General features: G+C 48.2%; 12 protein-coding genes and 1 riboswitch. Of the genes, 4 read left to right on the forward strand and 8 right to left on the reverse strand.

The annotated features are described in order from the left end of the window. The 3 genes from AC58QD_RS31465 to AC58QD_RS31475 form a co-directional block, all read right to left on the reverse strand. Nucleotides 1-218: hypothetical protein (locus AC58QD_RS31465; RefSeq protein WP_497339062.1), on the reverse strand; the 218-nt coding region annotated here is incomplete at its 3' end. Beyond that, nucleotides 187-966, reverse strand: a complete 780-nt coding sequence (locus AC58QD_RS31470) for a TniQ family protein (RefSeq protein ID WP_497339008.1) — start codon at nucleotides 964-966, stop codon at nucleotides 187-189. The genes AC58QD_RS31465 and AC58QD_RS31470, both read right to left, overlap by 32 nt. 292 nt (nucleotides 967-1,258) lie before the next feature. Further along, entirely contained in the window at nucleotides 1,259-3,805 is a 2,547-nt protein-coding gene (locus tag AC58QD_RS31475; RefSeq protein ID WP_497339058.1) for an adenosylcobalamin-dependent ribonucleoside-diphosphate reductase, read from the reverse strand. 477 nt (nucleotides 3,806-4,282) lie between these two features. On the opposite strand from AC58QD_RS31475, the gene dat reads away from it, so the two are divergent. Next, nucleotides 4,283-5,122: a D-amino-acid transaminase gene (dat, locus tag AC58QD_RS31480; RefSeq protein ID WP_497339009.1), complete on the forward strand. Its 840-nt coding sequence runs from the start codon at nucleotides 4,283-4,285 to the stop codon at nucleotides 5,120-5,122. A gap of 52 nt (nucleotides 5,123-5,174) precedes the next feature. On the opposite strand, the gene AC58QD_RS31485 is transcribed toward dat, so the two are convergent. The 4 genes from AC58QD_RS31485 to gcvT form a co-directional block, all read right to left on the reverse strand. Next, nucleotides 5,175-5,966, reverse strand: a complete 792-nt coding sequence (locus AC58QD_RS31485; protein ID WP_497339059.1) for a lipoate--protein ligase family protein — start codon at nucleotides 5,964-5,966, stop codon at nucleotides 5,175-5,177. A gap of 360 nt (nucleotides 5,967-6,326) precedes the next feature. Then, the gene (gene gcvPB, locus AC58QD_RS31490) at nucleotides 6,327-7,784 is read right to left on the reverse strand and encodes an aminomethyl-transferring glycine dehydrogenase subunit GcvPB (RefSeq protein ID WP_497339010.1); all 1,458 of its coding nucleotides are present in this window, start codon (nucleotides 7,782-7,784) and stop codon (nucleotides 6,327-6,329) included. Further along, nucleotides 7,784-9,139: an aminomethyl-transferring glycine dehydrogenase subunit GcvPA gene (gcvPA, locus tag AC58QD_RS31495; protein ID WP_497339011.1), complete on the reverse strand. Its 1,356-nt coding sequence runs from the start codon at nucleotides 9,137-9,139 to the stop codon at nucleotides 7,784-7,786. The genes gcvPB and gcvPA overlap by 1 nt, the downstream gene beginning before the upstream one ends. A gap of 101 nt (nucleotides 9,140-9,240) precedes the next feature. Beyond that, nucleotides 9,241-10,350 carry a glycine cleavage system aminomethyltransferase GcvT gene (gene gcvT / locus AC58QD_RS31500; protein WP_497339012.1) on the reverse strand — a complete coding sequence of 370 codons (1,110 nt, stop codon included), beginning with the start codon at nucleotides 10,348-10,350 and terminating at the stop codon, nucleotides 9,241-9,243. 273 nt (nucleotides 10,351-10,623) lie between these two features. After that, nucleotides 10,624-10,728: riboswitch (glycine riboswitch) on the reverse strand. Nucleotides 10,729-10,910: 182 nt separating this feature from the next. On the opposite strand from gcvT, the gene AC58QD_RS31505 reads away from it, so the two are divergent. The 3 genes from AC58QD_RS31505 to AC58QD_RS31515 all read left to right on the forward strand — a co-directional run bounded on the left by AC58QD_RS31505 (nucleotide 10,911) and on the right by AC58QD_RS31515 (nucleotide 14,859). Next, nucleotides 10,911-12,707, forward strand: coding sequence for a DEAD/DEAH box helicase (locus tag AC58QD_RS31505; RefSeq protein ID WP_497339013.1), 1,797 nt, complete (start codon nucleotides 10,911-10,913; stop codon nucleotides 12,705-12,707). Nucleotides 12,708-12,713: 6 nt separating this feature from the next. Beyond that, nucleotides 12,714-13,685, forward strand: a complete 972-nt coding sequence (locus AC58QD_RS31510; protein ID WP_497339014.1) for a YqhG family protein — start codon at nucleotides 12,714-12,716, stop codon at nucleotides 13,683-13,685. A gap of 181 nt (nucleotides 13,686-13,866) precedes the next feature. Next, nucleotides 13,867-14,859: a hypothetical protein gene (locus AC58QD_RS31515; RefSeq protein WP_497339015.1), complete on the forward strand. Its 993-nt coding sequence runs from the start codon at nucleotides 13,867-13,869 to the stop codon at nucleotides 14,857-14,859. Nucleotides 14,860-14,905: 46 nt separating this feature from the next. On the opposite strand, the gene AC58QD_RS31520 is transcribed toward AC58QD_RS31515, so the two are convergent. After that, nucleotides 14,906-15,127 (reverse strand): YqzE family protein, encoded by a 222-nt coding sequence (locus AC58QD_RS31520; protein WP_497339016.1) that lies wholly within the window; start codon nucleotides 15,125-15,127, stop codon nucleotides 14,906-14,908. Between the last annotated feature and the right edge of the window lie 59 nt (nucleotides 15,128-15,186).

Here is a 15,186-nt window from a genome sequence, read left to right on the forward strand (position 1 = left end):
AATAAGAGCGCCTCCTTGATGGTGTTGGGTATGTAACCCTTGGACAAACCCATCATACCGAGGCGCTCCTTTTTTAGCAAAGACTGTTTCTTAGCCTTAACAGGAATGTTTAGCTTAACGCACCAGCCCTGAATCGTTGAATTGTAAACACCTCCGAGGATCCTATTTTGACAAAAATATACCCACTCAGAAGAGTGGGTAATACCGTTTTTTAACAATACAAATGTCCATCACAACTCTTTGAATATCGGAAATTTCATCAACTGTATATTTCGTGCTTGTAAATTGATGTCTATGCCTAAACTTCCCTATAAACAAGGCAAGTAAGAAGAAAATATCATCGAAGTTATGTAATGCGATATCCTGAAAGTGTCGGTCCAACGGTAGCGATCTTTCTTTGAACATCCCTAATTTTTGATATACTAACATTGACAGTATTCTACATTCTTCGGAAGCTCGCGGTGCTTTAGTCTTGCTGTGTTCATAACCGCAACTACATTTAAAAATGTTCGGTTTCTGCCATGTAATGATTTCACCACATACAAAACATTTATCGATTAACACATTGTCATGGTAAGGGCAAGCTAGAACATTTATGTGGTGCCAGACTTTGCGGAAATACATATTTTCCGCCAAGCAATATGGGCATACTTTTGCTTTTGTTAATGTGAATGATGAAGTATGGGCGACAGCATTGTAAAAGCGGTAATATCCATTTATGGTTTCATGCTTCCGAAGTAGCATATCACTTATGTTTTCTCTGCTGATTAGGAAAAGTGCTGCTAAGTAATCCAAATCTTCACTCGAGATATCTGTAAAATCAATGTTATAATTAAAAATTTTACTCTGAACGTCCTCAAACATTTGAAGCTCGGAGAAAATGTATTTAAGGGGAAATAAATCTTGGGAAACTCTTATTAGATAGCCGGTTAAACTTTCGTCACTATATCTTTCCGGGCGATACAATAATTTTTTTCATAGCTGCCCCCCTTTCCATTTTTAATGTTGTAAATCCTTCATATCACCTTCTCCAAGTTGTATGCTTCCTAAACACCGCCACGCATATGATAGTATTTAGCAAGATTGGCCAAAAGAAAAAGGCTTAGGAAGTAGCCCCTAAGCCTTTTTTGTATATTTATACATATTTATGCATAACTTAATTTACAGTTAATTATGAAATAAAATTTACAGCTTATTTTGAAATAATTACAACTTTTCGTGAAAAATCACACCGGGGCGACCACCCCGGGCTCAATTCTTATGAACAGCGGCTATATCCGCAGTTAGTGCAGTTCTTGCATCCCTCAGAGTTTACGAGGGAGGCGCTGCCGCATGACGGACACAGGTCGAGCGACGAGCTTTCGGAGACGGCTGCCGCGTAGGTGTAGGTCGGCTGCTCGGTTGTGGCGGTCACCTCTTGTGTAGCGGTGACGTAGTCGTCGGATTCGTCTTCACCGATGTGGGTTTCGAGCGCCTTCGCAACAGCGTCCGCAATGGACTCGACGCGGTTCGGTCCGAAGCCGATGGCGCCAGATCCGCCGATGCCCTTCAAGTGCTTGGTTAGCAGCTGTACCTTATTGCCGTGATCGCCGTAGCGGAGGAACAAGGAGCAGACGCGGCCGAGTGCTTCGGACATCGCGAATACATCAGAGCCTGCCTTACCAACATTCAAGAATATCTCACTAGGCGAGCCGTTCATGTCGTTGATTGTGATATATGCCATACCGAATGGCGTGTTGAACTTGTAAGTCGCACCGCGAAGGATCTGCGGACGGCGTTTGTATTGCTTATCGAATACTTGCTGGGTCTTAGGATCAATGGTGACCGCAAGTTTGTCGGAGATTTCAGCTAATTCATGCTTTGGTTGTGCTGTCGCTGCTGTTACGGCTTCGGCTTCCTCAACAACCACTGTCTTAGCAGCAGACTCTTCCTTCTTTTCTTCCTTAGCAGTTGAAAGAACTTGCACATCACGGCTGCCGTCACGGTAGATCGTCACGCCCTTGCAACCGAGGTCGAAAGCAAGCTCATACAATTCCTTCGTCTCTTCGACGGTGAAGTCATGGGGAGCATTCGCTGTCTTGGAGATCGAGCTGTCGACCCATTTCTGGATCGCCGCTTGCACTCGGATATGATCTTTTGCAGATAGGCTCATCGAAGTTACGAAATAGTCCGGCAGATCCTTTTCCGGATTCTTATCCTTCCACTCTTGTGCGATCGGAACGTACTGCCTGTCGAAGCCAAGACGGCTTTGACGGAAATATTCGAAGGCGAAATAAGGCTCAATACCCGTTGATGTTCCTACCATTGTTCCTGTGCTGCCTGTAGGCGCTTGAGTAATGACCGTTACGTTACGGATCCCCTTCTTAGTGATCGCGGAACCAACTTCAGGATAAGTAGCTACCATTTGCTTCATGAAGCCGCTTTGCAAGAACTTATCTTGATCATAATGCTGGAACGAACCTTTCTCACCGGCAATATCTGCCGAGGACAGGTAAGCCTCGCGAGCCATGAAACCATACAATTTATCAAGGAATACAAGCGATTCCGCACTGCCGTAACGAACCTCAAGCTTAATCATTAGCTCAGCAAGTCCCATAGTACCTAGACCTACCCGACGCTCGCCTTGCTGGTTAATCCGGTTCTCTTCAAAGTGGTAAGGAGTCTTGTCAATTACGTTATCGAGGAAACGCACCGAGTATCGAACGGTCTTCCCAAGCTCATCCCAAGCTACATCATGGTTTTTCTCATCATAGAATTTAGATAGATTTACCGCTGACAAGTTACATACTCCCCAAGCTGGCAGCCCTTGCTCACCGCATGGATTCGTACAAATAATCGGGTTGAAATACCAGCTGTTAGACATCTGGTTGTAGTACTCCATGAACACTACGCCAGGCTCCGCTGATTTCCAGGCGGATTCAATAATCGTGTGCCATACTTCGCGCGCCTTAACGGTACGGTAAGTGCGAACAGCTTTGCCGGCTTGCTGCCATTTGGCCAGGTCGCCGTCCCAAGTATCATTGTAAGTCGGGTCTGAAGTATCCGGGAACACCAAGTCCCAATCCAGATCTTCCTTCACAGCTTTCATGAACGCATTGCTGACGCAAACGGACAAGTTAGCGTTCGTAATCTGACCCATAGTTGACTTAACGGTGATGAAATCGACCAGATCCGGATGCCAGTCGTTAATCATCAGCATCAACGCTCCGCGGCGGCTGCCTCCCTGTTCGATCAATCCAGTCGTATAGCTGAACAGACCGCCCCAAGATACTGCACCGCTGGAGGAGCCGTTAACACCTCTAACTACGGAACGGCGAGGACGCAAAGAGGACAAATTGATCCCAACACCGCCGCCGCGCGACATAATTTCAGTCATCTCAGACAGCGTGCTCATAATCCCACCGCGGCTGTCATGCGGGGATGGAATAACGTAACAGTTGAACAGCGTGAGCTCATCGCTTGCGCCTGCTCCAGCTGCAATCCGACCGCCTGGAACTAGCTTCCAGTCCTCCAATATATAATTGAATTTCTCTTTCCATTCCTTCTGTTTCTCCGGAGAGGCTTCTACTGATGCCATTGCTGTAGCCAATCGGTCCCACAATTGCTCTGGTGTATGTTCAACATTTAATGTTAATTTCTCAATCGTAGATTCGAACAACTCTCCATTGCGCAGCTTAATCGTCACTTGACGCCCTTTGCGTGCAACAACCTCGCCAACATCCTTACTCGGGAATTTCGGGTCGTCTTTGGTAAGAACGAGAACGGTATCTCCAACCTTAGTATGTTCTGTATCCGCATCTTTCATGGCATAACGGTCCAAAAATATTTTCTCGCTTAACCCTTCCAAACGCTTCGCTTGTACTGTTTCCAAAACGAAAACCTCCCAAATTAGAGTAACTTTTCAGCAAAACTTGATAAATTTCATGCATTATGATATGTAGCTTCTATCTGAATTCGTGTAGAACTTCTACAATATATTGTGCCAGAATGTCATTATACAATACTATATGTGGTATATCTAGCAGATGACCCGTTATTTTCCGCCTAATATAGGAACTACAATCACATTCTCTTGTTTTTTCTCTATGAATCTCTCTTTTTTAAAAAACAGGTCCTATACAACACCAAGCCCAGATCCCCGGAAAACCAGTTTACTATGAGAACGCTTGTTTGTCCACTGGATTTATGGTTCGTTGATTTTTTGACCCATTACTGTTTTTTGACAACCACATGCCCTCTTGCTACTATTATCAAAAGTAACCCAATGGAGGTGTCGGACAAGATGAATTGGCTCCTAAGTAATGATCGGATTATTCCTAGAAATGAGGCCTCAATCTCCTATTTGGATCGGGGATACGTATTCGGCGATGGGATCTATGAAGTGTTCAGAGTATACAAGGGACGTATGTTCGAAAGCGAACTGCACTATACACGATTAGAACGCAGCCTGCGAGAGATTAAACTGCAAATGCCATACCCTATTGAACAACTGGACCGCTATTTGAAGCAAATGATTGAGAAAGAGCAGCTTAGTGAGGGGACTGTTTATTTGCAAATCACACGGGGTGCGGCACCCAGAACACATGCTTTTCCAGCCCAGACTGAACCTGTCCTGATCTCCTACTGCTCACCGCTTGCAAGACCGCTCGAATCGATGTCGCGAGGCATCTCCGTAATAACAACACCAGATATAAGATGGTTGCGTTGTGATATCAAAACCTTGAACCTATTACCCAACATACTTGCCAAACAAACAGCGATTGATCAAGGTGTAGATGATGTTATCTTCCATCGGGAAGGAACGGTTACGGAAAGCAGTTCTTCCAATGTATTCGCTGTAAAAAACGGGACCCTCTACACACATCCTGCTAATAATCTTATTCTGCACGGGATAACTCGGCTGGTCATACGAGATCTGGCTGATGAACTCCGAATTCCTTTTATTGAAGAAACTTTTCTGCTCCAAGACCTGGTATCCGCAGATGAGGTGTTTATCGCCAGCACGACCGGTGAGGTAACGCCTGTTATTACTATTGATGGTTCGCAAGTACATAATGGACAGCCAGGCCCTATTGTGCGTAAACTCCAGGAAGCTTTTGAGGCGCGGATTCAATTGTTGTGAGCGGGTATTGGTAAGCTGGTGGAAGAAAAGATAGGAAAGGAACCGAAGGCGTTTAGCGCTTAAGGTTCCATTCTTCATGTCCATATTTATCCCGAGCGAGCTTGTCGGCTAATTCGATCTCAAAAGAAGTCAATTCCCCTTCCACAAGCGTGATGCCTAGCCCTTCGGCTATGCCTGCTTTAAACGCAGCCTCTGCTTGCTCCAGTGTAACCGTTTCGTGATCGATCTCCCGGCATACGTCGTTAATCGCAACCGCTTTGCGGGAAAAGGATTCCATCATTCTTTGCTTAAGCTTGTCGCTTGAGAATCGCAGCAGGGAGAACAACAGCTCAATATCAAGCTCAAGCAGGATTGACCCGTGCTGCAGCACGACACCCTTTTGCCTCGTTTGGGCGCTGCCTGCAACTTTGCGGCCCTCGACAACCAGTTCGTACCAGGAAGGCGAATCGAAGCATGCGGCTGATCCGGCGGTCGAATACTTCTCCTTCTCTTCCTCGGAAGCGAGACTAACCATCTCCGCCCGTAACCCCAGCTTGCGGAAGCCGAGCACCAATCCCTCGCTTAACACTTTGTAGGCCTCATTCACTGTCGTGGGCATACCCGGGTAATCTTCCGATACGATAATGCTATATGTGAGCTCCTGATCATGAAGTACGGCGCGTCCGCCGGTCGCTCTTCGGACGAATCCAACACCGCTCCGTTCCACTGCCGCAAAATCTACCTCACTCTCAGCCTTTTGAAAGTAACCAATAGATAATGTAGGTGGATTCCAGCCGTAAAATCGTACTGTAGGCGGCACAAGCCCCTCGCTGTGTGCAGTCAGGATAGCTTCATCGATTGCCATATTCTCCGCCGGTGAGCGCAGACCTGTATGAATAAACCTCCAGGTTGTTAGGTTTGGAGCTGAACTTGTATGTTGAGGTGACGAGTCTGCCACTTGCTATCCCTCCTGAATCATAGATTCCATCTCTACATCCTACACCACTTTGAGGGGTATTTCAAAAAAGTTGCCGATCTAGTCTCTGACGGTTTTCATTTAAATAATAATTGTACGTCCAATAATTTCTAAAGCGGATTTTCCGCTTTACAGCGGTTGGCGGGCCCTGCTCGGCGCTTCTAAAGCGGATTTTCCGTTCTCGAAGCGTACACTGAACATCAAAAACCGTCGTCCGATTATGGACGACGGTGTAGATCCAAGCTTATTTTAACCGCAAGTACAGTTCAGAACCGGCTTTCGAGCAGCCTGTGTCTCATCCATACGCTTCACGACTGTTGTGTACGGTGCGTTGATAACTAGCTCCGGGTTGTCCTGAGCCTCTTGCGCGATCTGAATCATCGTCTCGATGAAGCCGTCAAGCGTTTCTTTGCTCTCGGTTTCCGTTGGCTCGATCATAATACATTCCTCCACGTTAAGAGGGAAGTAAATCGTTGGCGGGTGATAGCCGAAATCAAGCAGGCGCTTCGCGATGTCGAGCGTACGCACACCGAGCTTCTTCTGACGGCGGCCGGACATAACGAATTCGTGCTTGCAGGCGCGTTCGTAAGGCACGTCGTAGTAAGGCGCAAGACGGCGCATCATGTAGTTGGCGTTCAATACCGCGTACTCGGATACTTTGCGCAGACCGTCTGGTCCCAATGTGCGAATGTAAGTGTAGGCACGAACTAGGATCCCGAAGTTGCCGTAGAACCCTTTCACACGACCAATTGTCTCTGGGTAGTTATAATCGAATGAGTAGACGCCTTCTTCCGAGCGGACAACCATTGGCGCCGGCAGGAAGCGAGCAAGCTTCTCCTTCACACCGACAGGACCGGCGCCAGGGCCGCCTCCGCCATGAGGGGTGCTCATCGTCTTATGCAAGTTCAAGTGAACAACGTCGAAGCCCATGTCGCCTGGTCGAGCAATCCCAAGGATTGCATTGGAGTTCGCTCCATCGTAATAGAGTAATCCGCCAGCTTCATGCACGATCTGAGCGATCTCGACGATCTGCTCCTCGAACAAACCTAGTGTGTTCGGATTGGTCAACATCAATGCGGCAGTGTCTGATCCTACGGCAGCGCGCAATTGATCCAGATCCACTAGTCCTTTGTCATTCGACGGGATCGTGATCGTATCGAAGCCTGCAACTGTTGCGCTGGCAGGATTCGTCCCGTGGGAAGAGTCAGGCACAATTACCTTCGTACGCACTTCTCCGCGGCTCTCATGATATGCACGAATCATCATCAGCCCAGTCCACTCTCCATGGGCTCCAGCTGCCGGTTGCAGCGTAACGTGATCCATTCCAGTGATCTCAGCAAGATCGTTCTGCAATTCATGCAAGAGCTGCAAAGCGCCTTGGATCGATTCTTCCGGCTGATAAGGGTGAATCTTGGCGAAGCCCGGAAAACGAGCTACATCTTCATTAATCTTAGGATTATATTTCATCGTACAAGAGCCAAGCGGATAAAATCCGTTATCGATCCCGAAGTTACGACGGGAAAGAGCTGTATAATGGCGAATGACATCTACTTCATATACTTCAGGCAGCTCAGCAGGCTTGGCACGCAGGAGTGATGATGGGATAAGGCTTGAGACATCCTCTTGAGGTACGTCGCAGTCTGGCAAGGAATAGGCTACACGGCCGGGTTGGCTCAACTCAAATATAAGTGCTTTATCATGTTTCATTAGTTAACAGCCTCCTCCAATCTAGCAGCGAACTGTTCGATGTCCTCTTTGCTCCGCTGTTCAGTAACAGCAACCAACATGTGACCAGCAAGCTCCGGATAGTCGCGGCCCAAGTCGTAACCGCCGATGAACCCTTCCTGAAGCAGCTTGGCATTCACTTCTTTCACATTTATATCGTCTCCGAGCTTAACGACAAATTCATTAAAGAAAGGAGAGTTGAATTTGACTTCAATTCCTTTATGAGAGCTTAACACGCGAGAAGCATAGTGGGCCTTCTGTACGTTCAGGTTAGCGACGTCAAGTAACCCTTGCTTGCCCATCGTGGACAAGTAGACAGAAGCGCACAGTGCCAGCAGCGCTTGGTTGGAGCAAATGTTCGACGTCGCTTTCTCGCGTCGAATATGCTGCTCACGCGCTTGCAGCGTGAGCACGAAACCGCGCTTCCCGTCGCGGTCGACGGTCTGCCCCACGATGCGGCCTGGCATACGCCGCATCCACTTGTCAGCGACGGCGAAGAATCCGCACGTCGGCCCGCCAAGCGAAGCGGCGATGCCGAACGGTTGCGCGTCGCCGACGACGATATCAGCGCCGAGCTTGCCCGGCGCCTCAAGCAACCCTAACGAGAGCGGGTTGCTGCTCACTACAAGCAGCCCGCCTGCGGCGTGGATCAGCGGCTCGATCGCCGACAGATCCTCCACGCAGCCGAAGAAGTTCGGCGACTGCACGATAACCGCGGCGGTATCGCCGTCGATCGTCGCCGCAAGCTGCTCAAGGTTTGTCACGCCATCGGCGTAGCCAACCTCGACAACCTCAAGATTCAATCCTTTCGCCGTTGTGCTCAGGATGTTGCGCGCTTCCGGATGCACCGTCCGCGATACCACTAGCTTGCGTCGCTTCGTAGCACCGCTGGCCAGCGCCCCCGCTTCGGCCAGCGCAGTTGAACCATCGTACATCGAAGCGTTCGCCACGGCCATGCCGGTGAGCTCACAGATGTACGACTGGAACTCGAAGATCGCCTGCAGCTCGCCTTGGCTGATCTCCGGCTGATAAGGCGTATACGCGGTATAGAATTCCGACCGCGAGATCACATGATTGATCACGACTGGCAGATGGTGATCATAGATGCCAGCGCCCAAGAAGCTGGCGTAGCGGTCAAAGTCAGCGTTCAAGCCAGAAAGCTTGCGCATATGACGAAGCATGGCAGGCTCAGTCAATGCTTGCGGAATGTCGAGCTCCCCTTGGAAGCGGACTTGGGCCGGAATATCGGCAAACAATTCCTCAATGGAGGATATGCCGATCGTCTCCATCATTTGTTCTTTGTCCCGATCAGTCATCGGTAAGTAACGGTGAGTCATGATGTATGATAAGCTCCTTTCAGCTGTACACATTTATTTTTGGAATTACACTCTTGTCGTAACAACTTCTTCGATGCACCCTTCGACCTTTACAGTTACGATTACCCTTGAACTCTTTTATAGAAAGGAGTCTTGACAACGACAGCCTTCAACCGCTTGCCGCGAATTTCCACGAACACCTCTGTATCAAGTGCCGTATATTCCTTTTGGAGCAGCGCCATTCCTACATTACGCTTGTAAGTTGGGGATTGCGTGCCTGTCGTAACCTCGCCGATCGGCTGGCCGTCTGCGGAGAATACTGGATAATGGGAGCGCGGGATACCGCGGTCAATCATCTCAATACCAACCAGCTTGCGAGGGATCCCCTGCTCCTTCTGCGACACAAGGGCATCACGTCCGATAAAGTCGCCTTTATCCAGCTTCACGAAGAACCCAACACCTGCTTCGAGCGGACTGATCTTATCCGACAGCTCCTGACCATACAAGGGAAGACGTGCTTCGAAGCGCAGCGTGTCACGCGCTCCAAGTCCAGCAGCGATTAGTCCTTCACCTTCTCCTGCTTCCAACAGCTTTTCCCACACGGCTGCAGCATCCTCAGCGTCTACATAGAGCTCGAACCCATCCTCTCCGGTATATCCAGTTCGGGATACAAGGGCTTTTACTCCGGCTACCTGAATCTCAGGCAAAAAACGGTACGATCGAAGCTCTGCAACAGGAGCATCCGTCAGCTTCTCAATAATTCCCAATGATAATGGTCCCTGCAGGGCGATTAACGCAGTTAGATCGGAGATGTTAACAAGCGTCACATCTTCTGTAGCACCCAAATGACTCTCCAACCATGCAAAGTCCTTATCGATATTCGAAGCATTTACAACTAACATGTATCGCTCGTCACCCAGCTTATAGACTAGCAAGTCATCTACGACGCCGCCATCGGGGTAACACAGCAAGCTATACTGTGCCTGATTAATCTCGAGCTTAGTCACATCATTTGTAGTCAATCGCTGTAAGAATGCAGAAGCCCCGGAGCCTGATACCATAAATTCGCCCATATGCGAAACATCGAAAAGCCCCGCGCGAAGCCGTACAGCTTCATGCTCATTCTGAATGCCAGTGAACTGCACCGGCAAATCCCAGCCTCCGAAATCAATCGTTTTCCCACCATACTTGGAATAGAGCGGATATAGCGGAGTTTGCTTCAATCCTGCCATGAAATCACCTCAACTTGATATAGTTACGATCTGTCAACCATAGCCTTCCCCTAAAAACATGGCGTCTTCCGTTCGCCATCTTTCTTGACCATCCATTGCAGCAAAAAAAGGACACAGCAAAAAAATGTAACGATCTACATTTCTTTGCTCTGTCCTTGTACCTGAGAGTTCCCTTTCGGCCGCCAAGCTGTTCATCCTTGCAGCGCGATTCGAAAGTTACCCCTTGGGTGGCCTCAATTCGCCCAATCGGCGTACCGGCGCTCTCCAGAGATGCGTCCAGCACAAGTCCCTGTTGCCTGAGAGATTCACCAATTGGCTTACTCCTTCGGCGTCACCGACCGCATCAGATGCTCCGGTAATCTCTCCTTGTACTTTCATCCGCTCTTATTCGATTGCATCCTATTGCTCTTATTTAACCGTCTATTAGGACGAAAAAGCCGTTTTTGCTTAACACATAGACCATTTTACAACAACCTGCGCTCTGATGAAAGAGAAAAGTTATGTTTCCTCTTTATTTGGTGAATACTACTCTAACAGTTTCCTTTGAGAGGAGTGCCTTGATGTTTAAAAGTGACCCGTCCGAGCATATTCGACCCATTCACGACCGACTTAACATTCATTTTGACCGCTCATGGTTCGAGGAGCTGGAGATGCGTACCCTGAAGAACGGACCTTGGGACGATTATACTCAATACCAGTTAGCCTATGAAGCTGAACAGTCCGGACTGGTCGAAAGCTTCGAAGATTTGCAATGTCTGAGTCATATATCCCAGATCAAACCGTTGCCGCATCAAATCGACACGGCCAAAAAAGTATTATACGAAATGCGCGGCAGAGCCATTCTGGCCGACGAGGTTGGTCTTGGCAAGACGATTGAAGCCGGGCTGATTCTGAAAGAATATTTAATCCGCGGCCTCGTCCGTAAAATACTTATTCTCGTACCCGCTTCTCTCGTTCTGCAATGGGTTCGAGAATTGAACCAGAAGTTCAGCATCCCTGCCGTTGCTCAGAAGAAGGAATACATGTGGACGCAATATGACGTTGTCGTAGCCTCGATTGATACGGCCAAACGCGAACCCCATCGAGATATTGTCATCAATCAAGATTATGACATGCTCGTCATCGACGAAGCGCACAAGCTAAAGAACAAACAGACAACTAACTACAAATTTGTTTCCGAATTACGGAAGAAATACTGCTTGCTGCTCACAGCAACACCGATTCAGAATGACCTGAGCGAGCTATATAACATGATCACGCTTCTGAAGCCGGGCCAATTGGGTGGTGTGGATCATTTTGCCTCCAACTTTGTAGTCGACAAACGAATGCCCAAGAACGAAGATAGGCTGCAGCATGAGCTGTCTAAGATCATGATTCGCAACCGGCGCGGTGAGGGCGATATGAACTTCACCAAACGTGTGGTCAAGAACATCCCGCTCACTTTATCTGCCGAGGAGATGGCACTTTATGATGGCGTCTGTAACTTCGTCAAAGGCCGATATAAGGATGCCGAAAGCTCTGGCGATCTAGGAAGCTTGCTCTCTCTCGTAACCTTGCAAAGGGAAGTGTGCAGCAGCCGTGACGCCGTGTTCATCACCTTAATCAATTTGTTCAAGAAAACGGAAGAAGACTCTCCGATCCGAGCGCGAATCTGGGAGCTTGTTGAGCTGATCAAGAGCATTAAGGCGAATACGAAAGCAGAGAAAACATTGGAGCTGATCCGCGAGCTCGACGATAAAGTGATCGTGTTTACGGAATACAGAGCCTCGCAAGAATATTTGATGAAGTTTTTCCGGGAAAATAATTTACTGGCTGTCTCCTACCGCGGCGGGATGAACCGAGGCAAAAAAGACTGGATGATGGATTTATTCCGCAATCGCGCTCAAGTGATGGTTGCAACCGAAGCAGGCGGTGAGGGCATTAACCTTCAGTTTTGCCATAACATCATTAACTTTGACTTACCTTGGAACCCTATGCGTGTAGAACAGCGAATCGGACGCGTCCACCGCCTAGGTCAGACTGAGAATGTGAATATATTCAACCTGTCAACCAAAGGAACGATTGAGGAGCATATTCTGTCCTTACTGCATGAGAAAATCAATATGTTTGAGCTTGTAATTGGCGGGCTGGACGATATTCTTGAGCAGATTGAGAAAAACAACTCCCTCGAAAACAGCTTATTCAAAATTATTGTCGGGTCTCAATCAGACGATGACGTTAAGAAACAGCTGGATAATTTAAGTCAGAAATTCAACGATATCGCGGAAGAAGTGACCAAGAAACAACCTGAGATACCTGGGTTGGCCCAGGCCATCTTGAATAGAGTTGGACAAACGATTCCGAGCGAGGTGAACTAGGGACTTATGAATACGAAGCAAATCCAAAAATTCGTGATGCGATATTTGGAGACCACCGATTGTCATATCATAGAAAAAAATCCGGCCTATGTGACCGTCAAGCTTTCACCAGAGGCAGATAAAAGCTTAACTAACCGAACTTATTACTGGAGCTTCATCGATCGAACGGGGACACCCCCGGAGACGATGAGCTTCAAGTTCGTCTTCGACCCGGAGAAGCTGCAAGCGGAGGAGGCTGCCGCTGAAGCAAGGAAAAGCGCTCAGAACACGGCCCAGGAGCAAGGCCAAAGCGGAAGTGGAGGTGCACCTTTACCTAATACGGATACAATCTTGGGCCGCTATTTTGGCATCGTAGTTCCGCCTCCAGCTGGACCAGGAAGAATTACTAAAGATGACGTCACATATGGCAGCCGAAGGCTGGAGCAGTTATTCCAGGTGGTCAAAGCAGGCGGAAGATATGTTCAGATGTTCGAGGAACCGGGCGCCGCTTCTCGAGCCCCCTTCTCTTCTGCCTATACGTCCTGGCTCGTTGTGAATTACAAAATTGAATTCCTATGTGACATGAAACGAGATGAGCTTCATTCCTTAGGCATTAATCTTACTACGGGACAGCTCGTCCCCCATTTCCACGAAACCCTTTTGCACAAGAAATTGTCCCCCAGGTTTCCGGTCAATGGTCACATTCCCCGGCAGCAGGTCACCATTACCCGTGCCCGGACTATTCTCGAGCAGCATCTGGAGAAATGGCTTAAGCAGACTGATCATAGTTGGGCCGCCTCTGCTCATGACCGGATGATGGATGAGCTGGCAAGAGTAGATAACTATTACAGTGAATTGTATGAGGACAGTGACGAAGCAGCGAAGCCTCAAGTTGCTGCTCAATGGGAAAGTCGCAAGCAAGAGATGGAGTGGCAATATAAGCCTAGAGTCCAAGTAAACGCCATAAACTGCGGGATCTTCCACCTTCGCAGTGAATAGCCTTCAGGATATGACGAAACTTGCTAAAACCTCTCAAAATAACAAGCGAAAAAAAATGGGCGCGATGACACATTATAACAAACTTTTTCAGGCATATTCGTTACAATGTGGACATAAGCTAGTAGAACACCGCTGTCACTCTAACGCCCTCTACTTAATATGCTGCTAGGCAGGTGATTCGATGAATAAGCTACGGCTCGCGGTGACTGCGCTTACGCTTAGCACAGCGCTATATCTCGGCTTCGTCCCTCTTCAGTCGGACGGTCAATCTCACAAAGCACATGGAGAAAATTCTCCAGTTGCTGGGCAACAAGCCCAACCAACGCCTTCACTCCCACAGGGTGATGGGATCCAACAACAAGATGAGTTCAACCTGCAGGTTAAGAGCTGGATTGATTCCTTATCGGTCCAAAAAGGGTTCAACAGCTGGAAGACGGCTGTGTGGAGCCGATATCCGCTCGGACCTGGTACGCATGGTTGGATTGTCCTTCTCCAATCAAGTAAGCAAGAAGAGCTTGGGTACCTTGTTATTAGTGCTACACCAGATGGGAAATGGTCATTAACGGAATACGGAGTTGGACCGAGTCCACTCTTCAGTATGAATTCGCTGTATCGTTCTTTGGTGCAGCAAGAACTTATTCCCGATACCTATACGTTTGATCAATTCATAGCGAATTCCAATATTCTATCCGCTTTGCAACGCTTGTATTACAGTCCTCTACATGCTGTATGGCAAGTTACGATCCAAGCAGATGGTCAGCCTATAAGGTATTATTTGGACGCCAAAACAGGGGAACAGCTCCCCCTTGCTGATGACAGCTTCACGAAATGGCTTGACCCGGATTCATCAGCAGCATCTGCTTTTTTCAAAGCGCCATCCGATTTAATACAGGAAGTCGAGCTGCCAAGCTTTGACCCCTTCCATAATACGTATTGGCTTCAGGGAATCCCCCTTGAAGTGGCCGATTTCGGGCAGCTGCAGAGCGCATTACAACAACAAGCTTCTATCGCCTACGTCGCCAAATTGTTCAACAAGCGAATAACAGCTCCCTTTGCGGTAACAGGTTATACCGTATGGAGCGGCTCCGAACAGCCATTTATTCGGCTAGAGCAGGAAGGTGCTCGTTACATCCCGCTTAAGGAGCTTTTGGACAACGGTTTCTTCTTCCCTTAGTTATTTCTCCTCCTCTTCTCTATAGAACCTTGGCACCCTTTGTCGGTTAAGTTGACGGGGGTGTCCTTTTTTTATCCCGGAAATATTTCTTTCGCTGCGTAAGCCACATGTGAATCGCGAAGGGAACCATGCCGAACCATTTACTCTGCCATGGCTCCTTTTGCCCCTGCGAGGCTTTGCGGTTCTCCTTGCGAATATCAGCTGGTGTATCTATATAAGTAACAACCTGCTGGGTAATGTATTTGATCAATTCATCGCTTTTAGCCAACGTTCATTCCCCCTCTTCCTATTCAGTTTGTCCCCTCTGTAAAAAAGTAAACCTCAAGA

The sequence above is a fragment of the Paenibacillus sp. J2R1T-4 genome (assembly GCF_059692235.1).

Coding starts and splice junctions, on each gene's coding strand:
- AC58QD_RS31505 (WP_497339013.1), top strand. CDS start 10,911: ATGTTTAAAAGTGACCCGTCCGAGCATATTCGACCCATTCACGACCGA.
- gcvT (WP_497339012.1), bottom strand. CDS start 10,350: ATGGCAGGATTGAAGCAAACTCCGCTATATCCGCTCTATTCCAAGTAT.
- AC58QD_RS31475 (WP_497339058.1), bottom strand. CDS start 3,805: ATGAAAGATGCGGATACAGAACATACTAAGGTTGGAGATACCGTTCTC.
- gcvPB (WP_497339010.1), bottom strand. CDS start 7,784: ATGAAACATGATAAAGCACTTATATTTGAGTTGAGCCAACCCGGCCGT.
- AC58QD_RS31510 (WP_497339014.1), top strand. CDS start 12,714: ATGAATACGAAGCAAATCCAAAAATTCGTGATGCGATATTTGGAGACC.
- gcvPA (WP_497339011.1), bottom strand. CDS start 9,139: ATGACTCACCGTTACTTACCGATGACTGATCGGGACAAAGAACAAATG.
- AC58QD_RS31485 (WP_497339059.1), bottom strand. CDS start 5,966: ATGGCAATCGATGAAGCTATCCTGACTGCACACAGCGAGGGGCTTGTG.
- AC58QD_RS31515 (WP_497339015.1), top strand. CDS start 13,867: ATGAATAAGCTACGGCTCGCGGTGACTGCGCTTACGCTTAGCACAGCG.
- dat (WP_497339009.1), top strand. CDS start 4,283: ATGAATTGGCTCCTAAGTAATGATCGGATTATTCCTAGAAATGAGGCC.